Raw genomic sequence first — 20619 nt, 5'->3', positions numbered from 1 at the left:
TCTTCTCAATCCTTCGGCACGGTCGTGCCGCCTTCACCGAGCGCGAGCTGCATCATCACGGTGTCGAGCCAACGGCCGAACTTGAGGCCCACATTGGCGTGCGTCCCGATCATCTGGAAACCGCATTTGGTATGAAGGCCGATCGAGCCGGCATTCGCGGAATCGCCGATCACGGCGATCATCTGCCGGAAGCCGCGCGCCTCGCAGTCCGGGATCAGCCGCTGCATCAGCTGCAGGCCGATGCCGCGGCGGTGGGTCGAGGGCTTTAGATAGACCGAGTTCTCCACCGTGAAACGATAGGCAGGCCGCGGCCGATAAGGGCCAGCATAGGCATAGCCGATCACATCGCCTTCGACCGACGCCGCCAAATAAGGGAAGCCGCCGTCCATCAAAACTTTGAACCGCCGGGTCATCTCGGCCAGATCAGGCGGGACAAGCTCGAATGTCGCGGTGCCGTAGCGCACGGCATGTTCGTAGATTTCAGTGATGGCGGGAAGGTCGGCCGCGGTGGCGGGCCGGATTTCAGCGGCGGTCATGGCAAAAAAGATATCAGCAGATGCATCTGGATCAACGCTCTTTCCGTCATGGCCGGGTCAAGCTCGGGCATGGCGAGTAGTGAGCCAAAACAAAAGCCCCGGCCGTTGGGCCGGGGCTTCGACTTGTAACCTCCGCGGCAGCTCTTAATCGCGCTGGCCGAGCAGCTGCAACAGCAGCGTGAACAGGTTGATGAAGTTCAGGTAGAGCGACAGTGCGCCGGTAATCGCCGCTTTCTCCGCAATCTCGCCGCCCTGAGAGGCGTAGCCGTAGATGTAGTCGTTCTTCAGCCGCTGGGTATCCCAGGCGGTGAGGCCCGCGAACACCAGCACGCCGACCACCGAGACGATGAACTGCAGCATCGAGCTTGCCAGGAACAGGTTGACCAGGCTCGCGATGATGATGCCGATCAGGCCCATGAACAGGAACGACCCCATGCCGCTCATGTCACGCTTGGTGGTGTAGCCGTACAGGCTCAGTGCGCCGAAGGTGGCCGCGGTGATGAAGAACACCCGCACGATCGAGGTGTGCGTATACACCAGGAAGATCGATGACAGCGAAATGCCCATCAGCGCCGAGAACACCCAGAACAGCATCTGGGCGGTCGCAGGACGCAGCCGGTTGATGCCGGCCGAGATCGCAAACACCATGGCGAGCGGCGCCAGGATGAACAGCCACTTCAGGGGGCTGACATACATCGCGTAGCCGAACGGCGTCAGGAAGGCGTTGCCGAACCTGGCTGCGGCGCCGGCCTGATCCGTGGTCACGGCGGCCATGTAGACGCCAAGCGCCGCAAGACCGGTGATAGCCAGGCCGATGCTCATGTAGTTGTAGATGCGCAGCATGTAGGCGCGCAGACCGGCATCGACGGTCGCGGCGTCGACGCGCCCGGCGGCCCGGCCGAAAGGAGAGGTGTAGTTACGGTCTAGGTCCGACATGGTCGAATTCCCGTTGGTTGCCCGGCGGAGCGCAAGGGGTTTGCGGCGCCGGTTAGATTTCTATCTCAGATGTCCCGATCTGCCGACGTTAATTTTACGTCATCATCCCGGCCACTGACTTGGCTGGTATGTGGGAAACTAACACATTCGACGCAAGCTTCCACGCGCGGCTGAATGTCGCTTCCCGCGGTCATTTCCGGGTAAAGCAGCGTTAACCCCGCCGTTCCGCCGCTACAAATTGTCACAAATTCCGTAGCACGCTGGCCGGTTTCTGGTTCAGGGCCAGCAACGTCCCGGCGAGCCCCAGCCCCACGGTAACGACCAGGGCGGCGGCGACCACGCCGGCGGCGCTGCCGGCCTGCCAGATGAAACTGAGCGTCATCAGCCGGGTCACGATCAGCCAGGCCGCGATCGAGCCCGCGATCACGCCGAAAACCGCCGTGGCGAGGCCAATCATCAGGTATTCCAGCGCGTAGGCGCCGAGCAGCCGGGCCCGGGTTGCACCCAGCGTCTTCAGGATCACCGCGTCATAGACCCGGTGGCGGTGGCCAGCGGCGAGCGCGCCGCCCAGCACCAGGATCGCCGAGATCAGCGTCACCGCGCTGGCGCCGCGGATGGCAAGCACGAGGTTGGTGATGACGGTGCCGACGGTCTCCAGCGCCTCACGGACCCGGACGCTGGTGACCATCGGGAAGGCGTCCGCCACCTGCTTGATGATCCGGGCGTCTCCGGCCGGATCGGGGTGTGTCTCGGACAAGGTCGCGATATGGCTGTGCGGCGCGCCCTTGAACGCGTTGGGCGAGAACACCAGCACGAAATTGATGCCCAGCCCCTGCCAGTCGACGTTGCGCAGATTGCTGATTTTGGCCGGGATGTCGCGGCCGAGCACGTTGACGATGATCTCGTCGCCTATTCCGAGCTTGAGGCCGTCGGCGATCTTCTTTTCCAGCGAGACCAGCGGCGGCCCCTTATAGTCCGCGCTCCACCATTCGCCCTCGACCACCTTCGAGCCCTTCGGGACTTCGTTGGTATAGGTCAGGCCGCGGTCGCTCTGCAGCACCCATTCGGAATCCTGCGATGGATTGAGCTCGTCGGCCTTGACGCCGCGGGCGGCGACGATGCGTCCGCGCAGCATCGGCACATCGTCCACCGTTGATTGCGGCGCCACTTTCCTGAGGAAATCGCCAAACCGGTCGGCATCAGCGGTCGGAATGTCGATGAAGTAGAACGAGGGCGCGCGCTCCGGCAATGCGGCCAGGAACTGCCGGCGCAGATTGCCGTCGATCTGGGTGATCGTGACCAGGACCGCGAGCCCGAGGCCGAGCGACATCACGACCGAGGGCGTCAGCGCGCCGGGCCGGTAAATATTGGCGATCGCCAGCCGCAGCATGGTGATGCTGCTACGTGGCATGCGGCGCGCCAGCGCCATCAGCCCGGCCGCCACGCCGCGCAGCAGCGCAAACACCGCCACCGAGGAGACGACGAACACGGCCGCCACCCGCTTGTCGTAGGAAAGCCCGATGGCCACTGTGACCAGCAGCGCAATCACCGCGGCCATCAGCGCGAGATAGCTCCAGCGCGGCCGGTGCCATTCGCGCGACACCTCCTCGCGAAACAGCGCCGCGACCGGCACGTCGTGCACCCGTCCGAGCGGCCATAATCCGAAGGCGAGTGCGGTGAGCAGGCCGTAGACGAACGACAGCGCCAGTTCATCGGGATGCAGGGCGGGGATAACCGGCAGCGGCAGCAGCTTGCCGAACACGCCGACGATGATGAACGGTAAAGCCGCGCCGACCACCAGTCCGATCACCGAACCGACCCCGGCGAGCAGGATCACCTGCGTCAGATAGATCGTGAAGACGTCGCGGCCGGTGGCGCCCAGCGCCTTGAACGAGGCGATGACGTCGCGGCGGCGATCGATGTGGCTCTTGACCGCATTGGCGACGCCAACGCCGCCGACCAGAAGGGCAGCGAGGCCGACCAGCGTCAGGAACTGGCTGAAGCGATTGATGGTGCGTTCGAGTTGCGGCGACGCATTGCCGCTGCTGCGGATCCACCAGCCGGCCTCCGGCAGGGCGCTCCGCGCGCTGTCGATCAATTGGGTCGCGGCGCGGTCGTCGGCCGCGTTGTTCGGCAGCTTCACGCGGTAGATCCAGCGCACCAGGCTGCCGGGCTGCAGCAATCCGGTCGCGCGCAGGCTTGCTTCGCTAACCAGAACGCGCGGGCCCAATCCGACATTGCCGGCAAGCTTGTCGGGCTCGGCGACGACTACGCTGCGGATCTGGAAGCTGGCATTGCCGATTCCGATGCGGTCGCCGAGCCTGAGATCGAGCCGCGCCAGCAGCGTGGAATCCACCGCCGCGCCGAACGCACCGTCCCGCTCGGCCAGTAAATCCGCCATCGGCATTTTGGGCTCGAGCGTCACCTCTCCGAGCATCGGGTAGTTGTCGTCCACGGCCTTGAGTTCGACCAATGCCAGCTTGCCGTCATTGCTGCGCGCCATGACGCGGAGTGCGGCCGCAACCGAAACCTGGCCGCGGGCGCGGAGGAAAGCGATTTCCTCCGGCCTGGCTTCGCGCTGGATCAGGGAGAACGCCACGTCGCCGCCCAGCAGCGTCCGGCCCTCGCGCGTCAACCCTTCGCTGAGGCTGGCTGCGACCGAGCCGACCCCGGCAATCGCCATCACGCCGAGCGCGATGCAGGCGATGAAGACATAAAAGCCGCGCAAGCCGCCGCGCAATTCGCGCAGCGCGTAGCGCAGGGCAAGGGATGACGCGCGGCCACGGTAAGCGGGTTCGGAAACGATGGTCATGAATGTCCGTCGATCCGGCCCGAGCGCAGCCGCACCACGCGGTCGCAGCGCTGCGCCAGCGAATGATCGTGCGTCACCAGCACCAGCGTCATGCCGCGCTCGGCGTGCTTGGTGAAGAGCAAGTCGACGATCTGCTTGCCGGTGGTTTCATCGAGATTGCCGGTCGGCTCGTCCGCGACGAGAATGGCGGGGTCGGGCGCCAGCGCGCGGGCCAGCGCCACGCGCTGCTGCTCGCCGCCGGATAATTGCGTCGGATAGTGGTGCAGACGATCGCCTAGTCCGACGGATTTCAATTCCTGCGCCGCCCGCTCGGCCGCGTCCGGGTTACCGGCGAGCTCCAGCGGCACCGCGACGTTTTCCAGCGCCGTCATGGTCGGGATCAGATGAAACGACTGGAACACGATGCCGACCTGGCGGCCGCGGAAGCGGGCCAGCGCATCCTCGTCGAGGGCATTGAACGGCGTGCCGTTGACCACCACCTCTCCGCTGTCAGGACGTTCCAACCCCGCCATCACCATCAGCAAGGTCGATTTGCCCGAGCCTGACGGTCCGATCAGGCCGATCGCCTCGCCCGATGCCACACGAAGGCTAATATCTTTCAGGATATGAACGCGTGCGGCGCCTGAGCCGAGCGAGAGGTTGACGTTGGAGATGGAAATGGTGTCCGGCCCGACGCCGGTCAGTGAAGAGGGTTCGATGAGACTGTCCATGGCTCGGTCATATGGCACATCCACCGTTCGGGTCGAGGGCTTGAAACGGATGTTTGCGCACATACGCGTGTTGATTATGGCTTTGATGACGGCCGGGCCGGTTTTCGCCCAGGCGCCGGCCGTCGCACCCGCCAAACCGGTCAAAATGGTCGTTCTCGGCGATTCCTTGAGCGCCGGGCTTGGCTTGCAGGCCTCGGCGGCGTTTCCGGCGCGTTTACAAAAAGCTTTGGACGACAAGGGGATAAAGGTCGACATGATCAATGCCGGGGTGTCCGGCGACACCTCCTCCGGCGGCCGCGACCGGCTGGACTGGTCGGTCCCCGAGGGAACCGAGGCGGTGATTCTCGAACTCGGCGCCAACGACGCGCTCCGCGGGATCGATCCCGCCGTCACCCGAACTGCATTGACGGAAATCCTGACGCGGCTGAAGGCGCGCAAGATTGCCGTTCTGCTGTGCGGAATGCTCGCGCCGCCCAATTACGGCAGCGAATACGCCGCGCGCTTCAACGCGATCTATCCGGAGCTTTCCAAATCCTTCGGCGTCCCGCTCTACCCGTTTTTCCTGGAGGGGGTCGCCGCCGACGCCAAGCTCAACCAGGCGGACGGGATGCATCCGACCGCCGAGGGCGTCGATATCATCGTGAAAAATATTCTGCCTACGGTGGAGGCATTTCTCGGTACGATCTCCGGGCAGCGGAGTTGAAAAAAGATGCAAACGAATAACGTTACTAATGGGTTTTCCCCGTAGCTTTCCGGTCTGCACGGCCCGCGTGCTTCGCAGAGTCATATAAGTCGGGTAGGAATTAGTAATCGGTGATTCGTCACCGGGCGCTGTTACAGGACATGGTCCTTTTTGAGGTCATGCCCAAGCATCGGGAGTCATGCGATGCCACGTTTGTTTGCTGGACTGGAAATTCCGGCCGAGATCGGCCAGAGCCTTTCCAATTTGCGTGGCGGCCTTCCCGGCGCACGCTGGATCGATCCCGAAAATTACCACGTTACCCTGCGCTTCATCGGCGATATCGATGGCATGTCGGCGAATGAAATCGCCTCGATGCTGTTTCGGATCAACCGCAAGCCGTTTGAGGTCAAGGTGCAGGGCCTGCAGAGCTTTGGCGGCAAGAAACCGCGCGCGGTGGTTGCTTCCGTCGAGCCGAGCCGGCCGCTGATCGAGCTGCAGGCCGAACTCGAACGGCTGATGCAGCGGCTCGGGCTCGATCCCGAGGGCCGCAAATTCACGCCACACGTGACGCTGGCGCGGCTGCACGATGCGTCGAGCCAGGACGTTGCCGATTATCTCTCGGTGCGCGGCTACTTTCCGAGCCGGACATTCATGGCGTCGCGCTTCGTGCTGTTCTCGTCCCGCGCCTCCACCGGCGGCGGACCCTATGTGGTCGAGGATTCCTACGCGCTGAGTGCGTGAGCCGCCGATACGTAGCCCGGATGGAGCGAAGCGCAATCCGTGACGGTCTTGCCAGCCGGCGGATTTATCCCGGATTTCGCTTCGCTCCATCCGGGCTACGGGCTTGGGTATGACGAGTAGTGCTTGCATACCCCCAGCGCCAATTGACGGCTTGCATTTTCCGTACGCTTGAGGCCGTAAGGAGGGCCATGCTGTCCACCCCGCCTGCCTCGTTCCATGACCATTACAAGGCCCTCGTCGCCTCCGGCGCGATCGAGGCCGATCCCGCGCAGGCCGACGCCGCCGAGGCGTTCGCAGCCCTCGATGAGCGGCTGTCGAGCTACAAGCCGGTGCGCAAGCTAAGCCTGCTTGGCCGGCTGTTCGGCGACAAGGGCGAGCCGCCGCCGCGGGGGCTTTACGTTCATGGCGAGGTCGGCCGCGGCAAGACCATGCTGATGGACCTGTTCTTTCAGCACTCACCGGTCCAGCACAAGCGCCGCGCCCATTTCCACGAATTCATGGCCGAGGCGCATGAGAAGATCTACGCCTATCGCCAGAACATCGCGCGCGGTGAAATCGCGGACGGCGACGTCATCGAGCTGACAGCCAACGCGATCTTCGAAGAGGCATGGCTGCTGTGCTTCGACGAATTCCACGTCACCGACATTGCCGACGCCATGATCCTGGGCCGGCTGTTTTCAAAACTGTTCGAACTCGGCACCGTGGTGGTGGCGACCTCGAACGTGGCGCCGGAGGACCTCTACAAGGGCGGCCTCAACCGTGCGCTGTTCCTGCCTTTCATCACGCAGATCGAAGATCGCATGGACGTGCTGCGGCTCGATGCGCGCACGGATTTTCGCCTGGAAAAGCTTGCCGGCGTGAAGATGTGGCTGGTGCCGCCGGACGATGAAGCCGGCGCCGCGCTCGACCGCGCCTGGCGCAGGATGACCGGCAATGCGCCGTGCAAGCCGCGCGACATCACGATCAAGGGCCGCGTTCTGCGCGTGCCCTGTTCGGCGCATGGCGTCGCGCGATTTTCGTTTGCCGACATCTGCGAAAAGCCGCTGGCCGCGTCGGACTATTTGCGGCTGGCGCACGATTACCACACCATCCTGATCGACCGCATTCCAGTGATGGATTACGCTGAGCGCAATGCCGCCAAGCGTTTCATCTCGCTGATCGATACGCTCTATGACAATGCCGTGAAGCTGATGGCGTCAGCCGAGGCCGATCCGGTGTCGTTGTATCTGGCGACCGAGGGCAATGAGGCCAACGAGTTCAAACGGACCTCGTCGCGGCTGATCGAAATGGGCTCGGAATCCTATTTGGCGCTGCCGCATGGCCGGAAGGATTCCGCGGCCAGCGGGTCGAGTACGGGGTTGGTGGAAACGTGACGGCGTAGCCGTCATTCCGGGGCGATGCGCAGCATCGAATCCGGAATCTCGAGATTCCGGGTTCGCGCTTCGCGCGCCCCGGAATGACAGTGGCCGTTGGCATACCTGACCGAAATCGAGGCGCGGCCTTAGAATTGGGCATGCTCCGGCTTGAACCGGCCATTCGAAAGGGATAACCAGCCATCCGGCTGACTATCCACCCTCATCTTCGTCTTAGAAGGACAAATTTCCCATGGCGCGCGACAAGATTGCTTTGATTGGCTCCGGTCAGATCGGCGGAACGCTGGCTCACCTCATTGGCCTGAAGGAGCTCGGCGACGTCGTGATGTTCGATATCGCCGAGGGCGTTCCTCAGGGTAAAGCGCTCGACATCGCGCAGTCTTCGCCGGTCGACGGTTTCGACGCCCATCTCACCGGCGCCAATTCCTACGATGCGCTCGATGGCGCCAAGGTCTGCATCGTCACCGCCGGCGTGCCGCGCAAGCCCGGCATGAGCCGCGACGATCTCCTGAGCATCAATCTCAAGGTCATGGAGCAGGTCGGCGCCGGCATCAAGAAGTATGCCCCCGACGCCTTCGTCATCTGCATCACCAACCCGCTGGATGCGATGGTGTGGGCGCTGCAGAAGGCTTCCGGCATGCCGCACAAGAAGGTGGTCGGCATGGCCGGCGTGCTCGACTCCGCGCGCTTCCGTTACTTCCTCGCCGACGAATTCAACGTCTCGGTCGAAGACGTCACCGCCTTCGTGCTCGGCGGCCACGGCGACACCATGGTGCCGCTGACGCGCTACTCCACCGTCGCCGGCATTCCGCTGCCCGACCTCGTCAAGATGGGCTGGACCTCGCAGGCCCGCATCGACGAGATCGTCGACCGCACCCGGAACGGCGGCGCCGAGATCGTCAACCTCCTCAAGACCGGTTCGGCGTTCTACGCGCCCGCCGCCTCTGCGATCGCGATGGCCGAGAGCTACCTGAAGGACAAGAAGCGCGTGCTGCCCTGCGCCGCCTATCTCAACGGCGAATACGGCGTGAAGGACATGTATGTCGGCGTTCCCGTCGTCATCGGCTCGAAGGGCGTCGAACGTATCGTCGAGATCGATCTGGCCGGCAAGGACCGCGAAGCCTTCGACAAGTCGGTCGGCTCCGTTCAGGGGCTGGTCGACGCCTGCAAGAAGATCGCGCCCGACTTGCTCGGACGTTGATTTTTACTCGACTTTCGCCCCTTTGCCGGGGCGAAAGTGTTTTCAGGGTTGCAGTTCTGTTGGTATATGGTATGCCAACTACCAACACAGGTGATTGCAGAACTCACCGTACGAGGGTTTGGGGAGCGTCCAGATGAATATCCATGAATACCAGGCCAAGGCTCTGCTGCATGAATTCGGCGTGCCGATTTCGCGCGGCGTGCCGGTTCTGAAGGCCTCGGATTCCGACGCCGCCGCCAAGACGCTCCCCGGCCCGATCTGGGTGGTGAAGAGCCAGATCCATGCCGGCGGCCGCGGCAAGGGCAAGTTCAAGGAAGCCACCGCCGGCGACAAGGGCGGCGTCCGCATCGCCAAGTCGGTGGCCGAGGTCAACGAATTCGCCAAGCAGATGCTGGGCGCCACGCTCGTCACGATCCAGACCGGCGCGCACGGCAAGCAGGTCAATCGCCTTTACATCGAGGAAGGCTCCGACATCGACAAGGAGTTCTATCTCTCGATCCTGGTCGACCGCGAAACCTCCGAAGTGTCGTTCGTCGTTTCGACCGAAGGCGGCGTCAACATCGAGGAAGTCGCGCACAACAATCCGGAAAAGATCGTGACTTTCTCGGTCGATCCGGCGACCGGCATCATGGGCCACCACGGCCGCACGGTGGCGAAGGCGCTCAATCTCTCCGGCGATCTCGCCAAGCAGGCGGAGAAGCTGGTGGCACAGCTCTATAACGCCTTCGTCGCCAAGGACATGGCGATGCTGGAAATCAATCCGCTTGTTGTCACCAAGCAGGGCCTGTTGCGCGTGCTCGATGCGAAAGTGTCGTTCGACGACAACGCCATGTACCGCCATCCTGAAGTGGCCGCGCTGCGCGACGAGACCGAAGAGGACGCCAAGGAAATCGAGGCGTCGAAATACGATCTCAACTACGTCACGCTCGACGGCACCATCGGCTGCATGGTCAACGGCGCGGGCCTTGCCATGGCGACCATGGACATCATCAAGCTCTACGGCATGGAGCCCGCCAACTTCCTCGACGTCGGCGGCGGCGCCAGCGTGGAAAAGGTGGCCGCAGCGTTCAAGATCATCACCGCCGATCCCAATGTGAAGGGCATTTTGGTCAACATCTTCGGCGGCATCATGAAATGCGACATCATTGCCGAGGGCGTCGTCGCCGCAGTGAAGCAGGTCGGCCTGCAAGTGCCGCTGGTGGTGCGGCTCGAAGGCACCAATGTCGACGCCGGCAAGAAGATCATCCGCGATTCCGGGCTCAACGTGGTGCCGGCCGACAATCTCGACGACGCCGCGCAGAAAATCGTGAAAGCCGTCAAGGGAGGCTAGCGATGGCTGACCATCTCGCCGCACCGACACCGCTGGAAGAACACCGCAAGCTCGCGGTCTTTGCGGGCGAGTGGACCGGCGAGGAAATGGTCTATCCGTCGCGCTGGACCGCGGGCGGTCCGGCGACCTCGCATGTGGTCGCGCGCATCGACCTCAACGGCTTCTATCTGATCCAGGACACCCGCCAGATGCGCGACGGCAAGGAAACCTTCGCGACCCATGGCGTGTTCACCTATGATCGTGACGACCGGCACTACAAATTATTCTGGCACGATTCACTCGGCTACTATTCGCCGGCGCCGGCCTCCGGCGGCTGGACCGGCAAGACGCTGATTCTGGTGCGCGGCTCGCTGCGCGGCAACGCCCGCCACGTCTACGAAGTCGTCGATGACGACAACTACACCATGAAGATCCAGTTCTCGCCCGATGCCGAAGGATGGGCCGACGTGCTCACCGGCGTCTATCGGCGGATTCACTAAACCCATCGTTCCCGATCACCTACGAAAGCGTCCTCAATCATGTCCGTTCTGATCGACAAGAATACCAAAGTCATCTGCCAGGGTTTTACCGGCAAGAACGGCACGTTCCATTCGGAGGCCGCGATCGCTTACGGCACCAAGATGGTCGGCGGCACCTCGCCGGGTAAGGGCGGCTCCAAGCACCTGAACCTGCCTGTCTTCGACACCGTCGCCGAGGCGCGCGAAAAGACCGGGGCCGACGCCTCCGTGATCTACGTGCCGCCGCCGGGCGCGGCGGACGCGATCTGCGAGGCGATCGATGCGGAAATTCCCCTGATCGTCTGCATCACCGAGGGCATTCCGGTGCTCGACATGGTGCGTGTGAAGCGCTCGCTGTCCGGATCGAAGTCGCGCCTGATCGGGCCGAACTGCCCGGGCGTGATGACCGCGGGCGAGTGCAAGATCGGCATCATGCCGGCCAATATCTTCAAGCCCGGCAGCGTCGGGATCGTTTCCCGCTCCGGCACGTTGACCTATGAGGCCGTGTTCCAGACCACCCAGGAAGGCCTCGGCCAGACCACCGCGGTCGGCATCGGCGGCGACCCGGTCAAGGGCACCGAATTCATCGACGTGCTGGAGATGTTTTTGGCCGATCCCAAGACCACCTCGATCATCATGATCGGCGAAATCGGCGGCTCGGCGGAAGAAGACGCCGCCCAGTTCATCAAGGACCAGGCCAGGCGTGGCCGCAAGAAGCCGATGGTCGGCTTCATCGCCGGCGTCACTGCCCCTCCCGGCCGCCGCATGGGCCATGCCGGCGCGATCATCTCCGGCGGCAAGGGCGACGCCGGATCCAAGACGGCGGCCATGGAATCGGCCGGAATTACGGTCTCTCCGTCGCCGGCGCGGCTCGGACATACCCTTGCCGAAAAATTGAAATCTTAATTCAATTCTTGGTTCTTTTCGGGGCGAAGTTTCGCACTAAATAGGGTAAAGGGTACTTTATCCCGCTGATCCGGTTTCCGGATTGGCGATGCGCCGTCTTCTACGCGCAAACCGAAAATCACCAGGACGCCATCATGTCTCGCCAGGACGCGAACGCAGCATTTGCTCTCTCCTCATTTTTGCAAGGCACCAACGCCACCTACATCGACGACCTCTACGCCCGCTACGAGCAGGACCCCGAGTCGGTCGATGCCGAGTGGCAGGAGTTCTTCAAGAGCCTGAAAGACACCCCGGCCGACGTCCAGAAGAACGCCGAGGGTCCCTCCTGGGGCCGCGACAACTGGCCACTGACCCCGCGCGACGAACTGACCTCGGCGCTGGACGGCAACTGGATCACCGTCGAAAAGGCGGTCGGCGCCAAGCTCGCCGCTAAGGCGCAGGCCAAGGGCGCGGAACTATCGGCTGCCGACGTCAACCAGGCGACCCGCGATTCGGTCCGTGCCTTGATGCTGATCCGTGCCTACCGGATGCGCGGTCATTTCCACGCCAAGCTCGATCCGCTCGGCATCGAGGCGCAGCGCGATCGCGAAGAGCTCGATCCGCGCACCTATGGCTTCAGCGAGGCTGACTTCGACCGCAAGATCTTCCTCGACCACGTGCTTAGCCTCGAATACGGCACGCTTCGCGAGATCGTCGCGATCTGCGAGCGCACCTACTGCCAGACGCTCGGCGTCGAGTTCATGCACATCACCAACGCGGCGCAGAAGGCCTGGATCCAGGAGCGTATCGAGGGGCCGGACAAGGAAATCAGTTTCACCCGCGAGGGCCGTCGCGCGATCCTGAACAAGCTGATCGAGGCCGAAGGCTTTGAGAAATTCTGCGACCTCAAGTTCACCGGCACCAAGCGCTTTGGCCTCGACGGCGCTGAATCGCTGATCCCGGCGCTGGAGCAGATCATCAAGCGCGGCGGCAATCTCGGCGTGAAGGAGATCGTTTTGGGCATGCCGCATCGCGGCCGCCTCAACGTGCTGACCCAGGTGATGGGCAAGCCGCATCGCGCGCTGTTTCATGAATTCAAGGGCGGCTCCGCCAATCCGGACGCGGTCGAAGGTTCCGGCGACGTCAAATACCATCTCGGCGCATCGAGCGACCGCGAGTTCGACAACAACAAGATCCATCTGTCGCTGACCGCCAACCCCTCGCATCTCGAAATCGTCGATCCCGTCGTGCTCGGCAAGGTGCGCGCAAAGCAGGACCAGCACGGTGATCCGCCGGACATGCGTATTTCCGTGCTGCCGATGCTGATGCACGGCGACGCGGCGTTCGCCGGCCAGGGCGTGGTGGCGGAATGCTTCAGCCTGTCCGACCTGAAGGGCTACCGCACCGGCGGCTCGCTGCATTTCATCGTCAACAATCAGATCGGCTTCACCACCTATCCGCGGTACTCGCGCTCCTCGCCCTATCCGTCCGACGTGGCGAAGATGATCGACGCGCCGATCTTCCACGTGAACGGCGACGATCCGGAAGCCGTCGTGTTCGCAGCCAAGGTTGCGATCGAGTTCCGACAGAAGTTCCACAAGCCCGTCGTCATCGACATGTTCTGCTACCGCCGCCACGGTCACAATGAGGGTGACGAGCCCGCGTTCACCCAGCCGGTGATGTACAAGAAGATCGCGCTGCATCCCGGTACGGTCGAGATTTATTCCAAGCGGCTGATCGCCGACGGCGTGATGACCGAGGGCGAGGTCGAGAAGGCCAAGGCCGACTGGCGCGCGCGGCTCGATGCCGAGCTTGAGGCAGGTTCCGGCTACAAGCCCAACAAGGCCGACTGGCTCGACGGCAAGTGGGCGGGCTTCAAGTCCGCCGATCAGGAAGAGGAGGCCCGGCGCGGCGTTACCGGCGTCGACATCAGCGTCCTGAAGGATATCGGGCGCAAGATCACCAGGGTGCCGGACGGTTTTCGGGTTCACCGCACCATCCAGCGCTTCCTGGAAAATCGCGCCAAAGCCATCGACAATGGCGTCGGCATCGACTGGGCGACCGGCGAGGCGCTGGCGTTCTGCACGCTGCTGCAGGAAGGCCGCCACGTCCGGCTGTCGGGACAGGACAGCGAGCGCGGCACATTTTCGCAGCGCCATTCGGTGTTGATCGACCAGGAAGACGAGAGCCGCTACACGCCGTTCAACCATCTCGGCCACGACCAGGGCCATTACGAGGTCATCAACTCGCTTCTGTCGGAAGAGGCGGTGCTCGGCTTCGAGTACGGCTATTCGCTCGCCGAGCCGAAGGCGCTGGCGATGTGGGAAGCGCAGTTTGGCGACTTCGCCAACGGCGCCCAGGTGCTGTTCGACCAGTTCATCTCGTCGGGCGAGCGCAAATGGCTGCGCATGTCCGGCCTCGTCTGCCTGCTGCCGCATGGCTATGAAGGGCAGGGGCCGGAGCATTCCTCGGCGCGGCTCGAGCGCTTCCTGCAGATGTGCGCCGAAGACAACATGCAGGTGGTGTATCCCACCACGCCCGCGAATTACTTCCACGTGCTGCGGCGCCAGCTGCATCGCGAAATCCGCAAACCGCTGATCATGATGACGCCGAAGTCGCTGCTGCGGCACAAGCGCGCGGTTTCGCGGCTCGACGAACTGGGAGCGGACACCACCTTCCACCGCATCCTGTACGACGACGCCCAGATGCAGCCCGACGAGAAGACCAAGCTGGTGGCGGACGACAAGATCCGCCGCGTCGTGCTGTGCGCGGGCAAGGTCTATTACGACATCTACGACGAGCGCGAGAAGCGCGATATCGACGACATCTACATCATGCGCGTCGAGCAGCTCTATCCGGTGCCGCTCAAGGCGCTGGTGCAGGAGCTTTCGCGCTTCAAGAACGCCGAAGTGGTCTGGTGCCAGGAAGAGCCGCGCAACATGGGCGCATGGCACTTCATGGAGCCCTATCTCGAATGGGTGCTGAACCAGATCCATGCGCCGAACCGCCGTCCGCGTTACGCGGGCCGCGCGGCGTCGGCCGCAACCGCCACCGGTTTGATGTCGAAGCATCTGGCGCAGCTCAAGGCTCTGCTGGATGAGGCGCTGAACTAGGAGCCCGTCATGCCCCGCGAAGGCGGGGCATCCAGTACCCGGCGCCGTTAGAATTCAATCATGACCGCCTCGGCGTACTGGATCGCCCGCCTTCGCGGGCGATGACCGCTTTGGAACTGATGACTGCTTAAGGGTATTGAGGAAAAGACAATGACTGAAATTCGTGTTCCGACGCTCGGCGAGTCCGTGACGGAAGCCACCATCGGCCGCTGGTTCAAGAAGGCGGGCGACGCCGTGGCGGTGGACGAGCCGTTGGTGGAGCTTGAGACCGACAAGGTCACCATCGAAGTGCCGGCGCCATCCGCCGGTGTGCTCGGCGAGATCGCGGCCAAGGACGGCGAGACGGTCGCCGTCGGCGGGCTGCTCGGGCAGATCAATGAAGGCGCGGCCGGCGGCGCCAGGCCGGCCGCGGCCGCGCCTGCCAAGGCCGCCGCTCCCGCTGCTGCGCCCGCCGCCGCGCCTGCTGCGGCCTCGAAGGCTATGGCAGCTGATGCGCCGCTGGCCCCTTCGGTTCGAAAACTCTCCGCCGAAAGCGGCATCCATGCCGCGACCGTTCCCGGTTCCGGCAAGGATGGCCGCGTCACCAAGGGCGACATGCTGGCCGCGATCGAGAAGGCGGCGTCTGCGCCGACGCCGGTCAATCAGCCAGCGGCATCCGTGCAGGTGCGCGCGCCGACGCCGGCCGATGACGCCGCGCGCGAAGAACGCGTGAAGATGACGCGGCTGCGCCAGACCATCGCGCGGCGGCTGAAGGATGTGCAGAACACCGCCGCGATGCTCACGACCTTCAACGAGGTCGACATGACCCACATCATGGCGATGCGCGCGCAGTACAAGGACGTTTTCGAGAAGAAGCATGGCTCCAAGCTCGGCTTCATGGGCTTCTTCACCAAGGCCGTCGTGCAGGGGTTGAAGGACATTCCGGCGGTCAATGCCGAGATCGACGGCACCGATTTGATCTACAAGAATTATTACCACATCGGCGTCGCCGTCGGCACCGACAAGGGCCTTGTGGTCCCCGTGGTGCGCGACTGCGACCACAAGTCGATCTCCGACATCGAAAAGGGAATCGCCGATTTCGGCCGCCGCGCCCGCGATGGCCAGCTCAAGATCGACGAGATGCAGGGCGGCACCTTCACCATCACCAATGGCGGCATCTACGGTTCGCTGATGTCGACGCCGATCCTGAACGCGCCGCAGTCCGGCATTCTTGGCATGCACAAGATCCAGGAACGGCCGATGGTGGTCGGCGGTAAGATCGAGGTCCGCCCGATGATGTATCTGGCGCTGTCCTACGATCACCGCGTGATCGACGGCAAGGAAGCGGTGACGTTCCTGGTGCGCGTCAAGGAAAGTCTGGAAGACCCGGCGCGTCTGGTGCTGGATCTCTGACATATCACGCTGGCCGACGCCGGCGCCCAAGCCGGCGTCGCGAGCCGTGGATCGATGCGCGTTGATTTGTGGGGGCTGATGTGACGGACAAGGTTGTTGTGATCACCGGCGGCAGCCGCGGCATCGGCCGCGCTACCGCCATCGCTGCCGCAGCGCGCGGCTTTCGCGTGGTTGTCGGTTACGCCAGTAACGAGGCGGCCGCGAAGGAAGTCGTTGCCGAAATCGAGCGCAAGAACGGCAAGGCCGTCGCGGTGAAATGCGATGTCGCCGAGGAGAGCGATATCCTCAAGCTGTTCGAAGCCGCCGACCAGTTCGGCACGCTCGGGGCTCTCGTCAACAATGGCGGCATTGTCGGCAAGAGTGGTGTGCGGGTCGACGAGATGTCGGCCGAGCGCATTCAGCGCGTGATGGCGATCAACGTCACCGGCAGCATTTTATGCGCGCGCGAGGCCGTCAAGCGCATGTCGACCAAGCATGGCGGCGAGGGCGGCGTCATCGTCAACCTTTCCTCGGTTGCGGCGAAACTCGGCGCGCCCAATACCTATGTCGATTATGCGGCTTCCAAGGGCGCGATCGATTCCTTCACCATCGGACTCGGCTATGAGGTGGCGGGTGAGGGCATTCGCGTGGCCGCGATCCGTCCGGGATTGATCGACACCGACATTCACGCCTCTGGCGGCGAGCCCGATCGCGCGCACCGGCTCGCGCACATGGTGCCGATGAAGCGCGTCGGCACCGCGGATGAAATCGCCAATGCCATCGTCTGGCTGATCTCGGACGAGGCTTCCTACGTCACCAGCGCCATCCTTGATGTCTCGGGTGGGCGGTAATACCTGACACGTTTCTCAGCTACAGGACTTCATCATGGCTTCCTACGATCTCGTCGTCATCGGCACCGGCCCGGGCGGATATGTCTGCGCGGTGCGCGCGGCGCAACTCGGCATGAAGGTCGCCGTGGTCGAGAAGAATCCGACGCTGGGCGGCACCTGCCTCAATGTCGGCTGCATGCCGTCGAAGGCGCTGCTGCATGCCTCCGAGATGTTCGAGGAGGCGGCGCACTCCTTTGCCAAGATGGGCGTCAGCGTTTCCACGCCAAAGCTCGATCTGCCGTCGATGATGAACTTCAAGCAGCAGGGCATCGACGGCAACGTCAAGGGCGTCGAGTTCCTGATGAAGAAAAACAAGATTGATGTCATCAGCGGCAAGGGCAAGATCCTCGGCGCCGGCAAGGTCGAGGTCACGGGCAGCGACGGCAAGGCGCAGACGGTCGAGACCAAAAATATCGTCATCGCCACCGGCTCGGATATCGCGCGGCTGAAGGGCATCGAGATTGACGAGAAGCGCGTCGTGTCGTCGACCGGCGCGCTGTCGCTGGAGAAAGTGCCGGAGAAGCTGCTGATCATCGGTGCCGGCGTGATCGGGCTTGAACTCGGCTCGGTCTGGAAACGGCTCGGCGCTGAGGTCATGGTGGTCGAATTCCTCGACCGCATCCTGCCCGGCATGGACGGCGAAGTGGCGAAACAATTCCAGCGAATGCTCGAAAAGCAGGGTTTTGCGTTCAAGCTGGGTGCCAAGGTCACCGGCGTCGATACGTCGGGCAAGACGTTGCAGGCGACGGTTGAGCCGGCGGCGGGCGGAACGGCGGAAACGCTCGAAACCGATGTCGTCCTCGTCTGCATCGGCCGCGTCCCTTACACCGAAGGGCTAGGGCTGAAGGAAGCCGGCATCGCGCTCGACAATCGCGGGCGGGTGCAGATCGACGCGCATTTCGCAACCACCGTGAAGGGTGTCTATGCGATCGGTGACGTGGTGGCGGGACCGATGCTCGCGCACAAGGCCGAGGACGAAGGCGTCGCCTGCGCTGAAATCATCGCGGGGAAAGCCGGCCACGTGAACTACGACGTTATTCCAGGCGTCGTGTATACCACGCCGGAAGTGTCGTCGGTCGGCAAGACCGAGGAAGAGTTGAAGCAGGCGGGCGTCGCCTATACCTCCGGTAAATTTCCGTTCACCGCCAACGGCCGCTCCAAGGTCAACCAGACCACTGACGGTTTCGTGAAGATTCTCGCAGATGCGAAGACCGACCGCGTGCTCGGCGTGCACATCGTCGGCCGCGAAGCCGGCGAAATGATCCATGAAGCCTGCGTTCTGATGGAATTCGGCGGCTCCGCCGAAGATCTGGCACGCACATGCCATGCTCACCCGACGCGCTCGGAAGCCATCAAGGAAGCCGCGCTTGCGGTCGGCAAACGCGCCATCCATATGTGATCTATATCCGGTACATACCGGGTAGAGCATGGTTGAATAAGCAGGTATTCGGTTCCTCGAAAAGATCACGCTTTCAACAAAGAGATAGAGCGGAATGACCCCGACGGGCGTCATTGCGCTCTAGAGATCAAATCGATGATGCGCCGCCTGTTACAGCCGTTCTGGGTCCTGCTTGCGGTCGTCTTCCTGATCGAAGCCTGGCTGTGGGATCATCTCGAACCGATCGTCGAGCGCATCGTTGCGCTGATCCCGCTGCGCGCATTCAAGCAATGGCTGGCCGAGCGCGTCGATACGTTGTCGCCGGCGATGACGCTGATCGTGTTTGCGGTGCCGGTGCTGCCGCTGTTTCCGCTCAAGCTGGTCGGCCTCTGGCTGCTGGCCAATGAATATTGGCTCAGCGCCTGCCTCGTTATCGTGTTCGGGAAGCTCGTTGGCGTCGGCGTCACCGCCTTCATTTTCGACGTAACGCGCACAAAACTCCTGCAGATGGCGTGGTTCAAGAAGGTCTATGAGTTCATCATGGCGATGCGCGCCAAGGCGGCGGCGCTGGTCGAGCCGATCAAGCAGCGCATAAAGGAAGTTCTGCGTGGTGGCGGCGACAGCTGGTCATCGCGTACGCTGCGGCTGATCCAGCGCTTTCGCAAGAGCGTGCACGAAGCGCGTTGACGCTTCTCACTTGTCGTCACCCGCCTTGTGCGCGCTTGCGCACTGGGGCGGGTGACCCAGTATTCCAGAGGCCGCAGTGATTGAGCCGAAAAGCCGCGGCGTACTGGATCACCCGCTTTCGCGGGTGATGACGAGCGGCGTCATTTACTCAATGCAGATGCAGCAGATGCGGCGCGTAGAGGCCAAGCGCGGTAATCGCAATGCCCGCCATCGCCAATATGCCTGACACCCAGGCCAGCACGATCATGCCGGTGATGATGGTGGCGGATGCCAGCACGATGCCGATCTGAAAGGCGGCCGAGGCGATTTCGTAATGGTGATACTTTGCGGTCGCCTCGTCGCGCTCATGCTCGGCGTGCTTGGCGCGTTTTGCCAACTCCTCCGAACCTTCCCCGGTTTCCGGCTCCGAACGGTAGCGCTGCGCGGTCTTGTTCCAGTCGTCGATCTGCTTCTGCAGCGCCGCCTTTGCGGCATCGTCACCGACCGTCCCCATGCTGAGCTTGGCGTGTTCCGAGGTGGCCTGCACCACGGTGCGGCGGATGCTCTTGGCCTGGAAGAACGCCCACAGGTTCGAAGCCTCGACGTTCTTGCTGATGGCCTCGGTCTGCGCGCCCTTGCCCAGCGTTTCCGACAGCGCCAGAAACAAGGCGATCACGGCGATCAGCAACGCGATCTTCTTGTTCGAGCCCGAAGCGTGCTCGGCATGTTCCGCATGCTCCATGCTTTCATGTGCGCTCATGTTGTCCCTCTCCAGTGAAATCCAGGTTCACGATTGCCGAACGGCCAGTTCAAAGCAAGCGTCAGCCGCTATTTGAACTGTTGCTTTAAGGGATTTTTTTGTCAGTCCTTTTAAGCTTTCAATATGACAACCGCTGATTTCCTTGCAGCCTGTTTTTGGCCCCTCGTCATTCTTTTTGCCGTGCTGCTGAACACCGTCCGTGACCCGGTGCTGTTGCGGTGGATCGGCGCCATCACTGGGCCTTTAATTGCGCTTTGCGTCATACTGTGGGTGGCTTATGGCCCTGGTTCGCTGGTCGGTGTCGTCAACTTTTATCTATTCCTGTTCATTCTCGGGCTTTGGCTGATCTGGTTCGGATTGCGGGAGTGGTACTTCTTTCGGTCGATTCCCAAAACGACATTGAGGGCCTGCGCAGCCGTACTTGGTGGTGCCGCCCTTGCGGTCCTGATGGGCACGATCCTGATCCAGGACTTCTTCCAGTCACCGATCGTGCTTGAAGGCCGCGTTCAGAACCTGCGAACGCGAGGGAGGCACAACAGCGAATACGTTGCCGACATCGCCGGCCGCACAGTTAAGGTGACGACACCCGTCTATGACCGATTGAAATTCCTGCCAGTCGTCCGCGTGGAGGTCGGCCGCGGATCGAATTACGTGTACACGATTGAATATCTCGCCAACTAGAACAGGATGCAGATTGGGCCGTGACGACCGGCCATGTCGTGCCCAGGACGCTAGCCG

18 protein-coding genes are annotated in these 20619 nt (G+C 62.9%); 13 read left to right on the top strand and 5 right to left on the bottom strand.

What is annotated here, in order from left to right; genetic code table 11:
* Positions 1 to 5: 5 nt before the first annotated feature.
* The 4 genes from V1283_RS36765 to V1283_RS36750 all read right to left on the bottom strand — a co-directional run bounded on the left by V1283_RS36765 (position 6) and on the right by V1283_RS36750 (position 4994).
* On the bottom strand, positions 6 to 536 hold the full coding sequence (locus V1283_RS36765; RefSeq protein WP_334391485.1) for a GNAT family N-acetyltransferase: 531 nt from the start codon (positions 534 to 536) through the stop codon (positions 6 to 8).
* 144 nt (positions 537 to 680) lie between these two features.
* Entirely contained in the window at positions 681 to 1472 is a 792-nt protein-coding gene (locus V1283_RS36760; RefSeq protein ID WP_334391484.1) for a Bax inhibitor-1/YccA family protein, read from the bottom strand.
* A 241-nt stretch (positions 1473 to 1713) separates the two neighbouring features.
* Positions 1714 to 4284, bottom strand: a complete 2571-nt coding sequence (locus tag V1283_RS36755; protein ID WP_334391483.1) for an ABC transporter permease — start codon at positions 4282 to 4284, stop codon at positions 1714 to 1716.
* The gene (locus tag V1283_RS36750; RefSeq protein ID WP_334391482.1) at positions 4281 to 4994 is read right to left on the bottom strand and encodes an ABC transporter ATP-binding protein; all 714 of its coding nucleotides are present in this window, start codon (positions 4992 to 4994) and stop codon (positions 4281 to 4283) included. The genes V1283_RS36755 and V1283_RS36750 overlap by 4 nt, the downstream gene beginning before the upstream one ends.
* Here V1283_RS36750 and V1283_RS36745 point away from each other — a divergent pair.
* The 12 genes from V1283_RS36745 (at position 4993) to V1283_RS36690 (ending at position 19142) form a co-directional block, all read left to right on the top strand.
* The gene (locus V1283_RS36745) at positions 4993 to 5697 is read left to right on the top strand and encodes an arylesterase (protein WP_442895911.1); all 705 of its coding nucleotides are present in this window, start codon (positions 4993 to 4995) and stop codon (positions 5695 to 5697) included. The two genes, V1283_RS36750 and V1283_RS36745, sit on opposite strands and share 2 nt — an antisense overlap.
* Before the next feature lie 183 nt (positions 5698 to 5880).
* Positions 5881 to 6417 (top strand): RNA 2',3'-cyclic phosphodiesterase, encoded by a 537-nt coding sequence (gene thpR, locus V1283_RS36740; RefSeq protein ID WP_247833799.1) that lies wholly within the window; start codon positions 5881 to 5883, stop codon positions 6415 to 6417.
* 188 nt (positions 6418 to 6605) lie between these two features.
* Entirely contained in the window at positions 6606 to 7790 is a 1185-nt protein-coding gene (gene zapE, locus V1283_RS36735; RefSeq protein ID WP_334391480.1) for a cell division protein ZapE, read from the top strand.
* 232 nt (positions 7791 to 8022) lie between these two features.
* On the top strand, positions 8023 to 8991 hold the full coding sequence (gene mdh / locus V1283_RS36730) for a malate dehydrogenase (protein ID WP_334391479.1): 969 nt from the start codon (positions 8023 to 8025) through the stop codon (positions 8989 to 8991).
* A gap of 133 nt (positions 8992 to 9124) precedes the next feature.
* Positions 9125 to 10321 (top strand): ADP-forming succinate--CoA ligase subunit beta, encoded by a 1197-nt coding sequence (sucC, locus tag V1283_RS36725; protein WP_334391478.1) that lies wholly within the window; start codon positions 9125 to 9127, stop codon positions 10319 to 10321.
* A gap of 2 nt (positions 10322 to 10323) precedes the next feature.
* The gene (locus tag V1283_RS36720; RefSeq protein ID WP_334391477.1) at positions 10324 to 10800 is read left to right on the top strand and encodes a DUF1579 family protein; all 477 of its coding nucleotides are present in this window, start codon (positions 10324 to 10326) and stop codon (positions 10798 to 10800) included.
* A gap of 39 nt (positions 10801 to 10839) precedes the next feature.
* Positions 10840 to 11724: a succinate--CoA ligase subunit alpha gene (gene sucD / locus V1283_RS36715; RefSeq protein ID WP_334391476.1), complete on the top strand. Its 885-nt coding sequence runs from the start codon at positions 10840 to 10842 to the stop codon at positions 11722 to 11724.
* Between the two features lie 134 nt (positions 11725 to 11858).
* The gene (locus V1283_RS36710; RefSeq protein WP_334391475.1) at positions 11859 to 14816 is read left to right on the top strand and encodes a 2-oxoglutarate dehydrogenase E1 component; all 2958 of its coding nucleotides are present in this window, start codon (positions 11859 to 11861) and stop codon (positions 14814 to 14816) included.
* 150 nt (positions 14817 to 14966) lie between these two features.
* Positions 14967 to 16208, top strand: a complete 1242-nt coding sequence (gene odhB, locus V1283_RS36705; protein WP_334391474.1) for a 2-oxoglutarate dehydrogenase complex dihydrolipoyllysine-residue succinyltransferase — start codon at positions 14967 to 14969, stop codon at positions 16206 to 16208.
* A gap of 80 nt (positions 16209 to 16288) precedes the next feature.
* Positions 16289 to 17038 carry an SDR family oxidoreductase gene (locus V1283_RS36700; RefSeq protein ID WP_334391473.1) on the top strand — a complete coding sequence of 250 codons (750 nt, stop codon included), beginning with the start codon at positions 16289 to 16291 and terminating at the stop codon, positions 17036 to 17038.
* Positions 17039 to 17072: 34 nt separating this feature from the next.
* Positions 17073 to 18476 carry a dihydrolipoyl dehydrogenase gene (lpdA, locus tag V1283_RS36695; RefSeq protein ID WP_334391472.1) on the top strand — a complete coding sequence of 468 codons (1404 nt, stop codon included), beginning with the start codon at positions 17073 to 17075 and terminating at the stop codon, positions 18474 to 18476.
* Positions 18477 to 18611: 135 nt separating this feature from the next.
* Positions 18612 to 19142 (top strand): hypothetical protein, encoded by a 531-nt coding sequence (locus tag V1283_RS36690; RefSeq protein WP_334391471.1) that lies wholly within the window; start codon positions 18612 to 18614, stop codon positions 19140 to 19142.
* Positions 19143 to 19290: 148 nt separating this feature from the next.
* Here V1283_RS36690 and V1283_RS36685 read toward each other — a convergent pair whose 3' ends face one another.
* Positions 19291 to 19881, bottom strand: coding sequence for a DUF4337 domain-containing protein (locus tag V1283_RS36685; RefSeq protein ID WP_334391470.1), 591 nt, complete (start codon positions 19879 to 19881; stop codon positions 19291 to 19293).
* A gap of 123 nt (positions 19882 to 20004) precedes the next feature.
* On the opposite strand from V1283_RS36685, the gene V1283_RS36680 reads away from it, so the two are divergent.
* A complete protein-coding gene (locus V1283_RS36680) occupies positions 20005 to 20562 on the top strand; it encodes a hypothetical protein (protein WP_334391469.1) in 558 nt (185 codons plus the stop codon).
* Positions 20563 to 20619 lie beyond the last annotated feature (57 nt).

It is taken from the genome of Bradyrhizobium sp. AZCC 2262 (assembly GCF_036924535.1).
Taxonomy (GTDB): Bacteria; Pseudomonadota; Alphaproteobacteria; order Rhizobiales; family Xanthobacteraceae; genus Bradyrhizobium.
Note: the sequence above shows the minus strand (reverse complement) of the source record. Positions and strands in the feature narration are given on the sequence as shown.

Excerpts from the sequence above, each read along its gene's own strand:
- V1283_RS36765 (WP_334391485.1), bottom strand. The coding sequence starts at position 536 with ATGACCGCCGCTGAAATCCGGCCCGCCACCGCGGCCGACCTTCCCGCC.
- V1283_RS36685 (WP_334391470.1), bottom strand. The coding sequence starts at position 19,881 with ATGAGCGCACATGAAAGCATGGAGCATGCGGAACATGCCGAGCACGCT.
- V1283_RS36690 (WP_334391471.1), top strand. The coding sequence starts at position 18,612 with ATGATGCGCCGCCTGTTACAGCCGTTCTGGGTCCTGCTTGCGGTCGTC.
- mdh (WP_334391479.1), top strand. The coding sequence starts at position 8,023 with ATGGCGCGCGACAAGATTGCTTTGATTGGCTCCGGTCAGATCGGCGGA.
- V1283_RS36720 (WP_334391477.1), top strand. The coding sequence starts at position 10,324 with ATGGCTGACCATCTCGCCGCACCGACACCGCTGGAAGAACACCGCAAG.
- zapE (WP_334391480.1), top strand. The coding sequence starts at position 6,606 with ATGCTGTCCACCCCGCCTGCCTCGTTCCATGACCATTACAAGGCCCTC.
- odhB (WP_334391474.1), top strand. The coding sequence starts at position 14,967 with ATGACTGAAATTCGTGTTCCGACGCTCGGCGAGTCCGTGACGGAAGCC.
- thpR (WP_247833799.1), top strand. The coding sequence starts at position 5,881 with ATGCCACGTTTGTTTGCTGGACTGGAAATTCCGGCCGAGATCGGCCAG.
- V1283_RS36760 (WP_334391484.1), bottom strand. The coding sequence starts at position 1,472 with ATGTCGGACCTAGACCGTAACTACACCTCTCCTTTCGGCCGGGCCGCC.
- V1283_RS36680 (WP_334391469.1), top strand. The coding sequence starts at position 20,005 with ATGACAACCGCTGATTTCCTTGCAGCCTGTTTTTGGCCCCTCGTCATT.
- V1283_RS36750 (WP_334391482.1), bottom strand. The coding sequence starts at position 4,994 with ATGGACAGTCTCATCGAACCCTCTTCACTGACCGGCGTCGGGCCGGAC.
- V1283_RS36710 (WP_334391475.1), top strand. The coding sequence starts at position 11,859 with ATGTCTCGCCAGGACGCGAACGCAGCATTTGCTCTCTCCTCATTTTTG.
- lpdA (WP_334391472.1), top strand. The coding sequence starts at position 17,073 with ATGGCTTCCTACGATCTCGTCGTCATCGGCACCGGCCCGGGCGGATAT.
- sucD (WP_334391476.1), top strand. The coding sequence starts at position 10,840 with ATGTCCGTTCTGATCGACAAGAATACCAAAGTCATCTGCCAGGGTTTT.
- V1283_RS36745 (WP_442895911.1), top strand. The coding sequence starts at position 4,993 with ATGGCTCGGTCATATGGCACATCCACCGTTCGGGTCGAGGGCTTGAAA.
- V1283_RS36755 (WP_334391483.1), bottom strand. The coding sequence starts at position 4,284 with ATGACCATCGTTTCCGAACCCGCTTACCGTGGCCGCGCGTCATCCCTT.
- sucC (WP_334391478.1), top strand. The coding sequence starts at position 9,125 with ATGAATATCCATGAATACCAGGCCAAGGCTCTGCTGCATGAATTCGGC.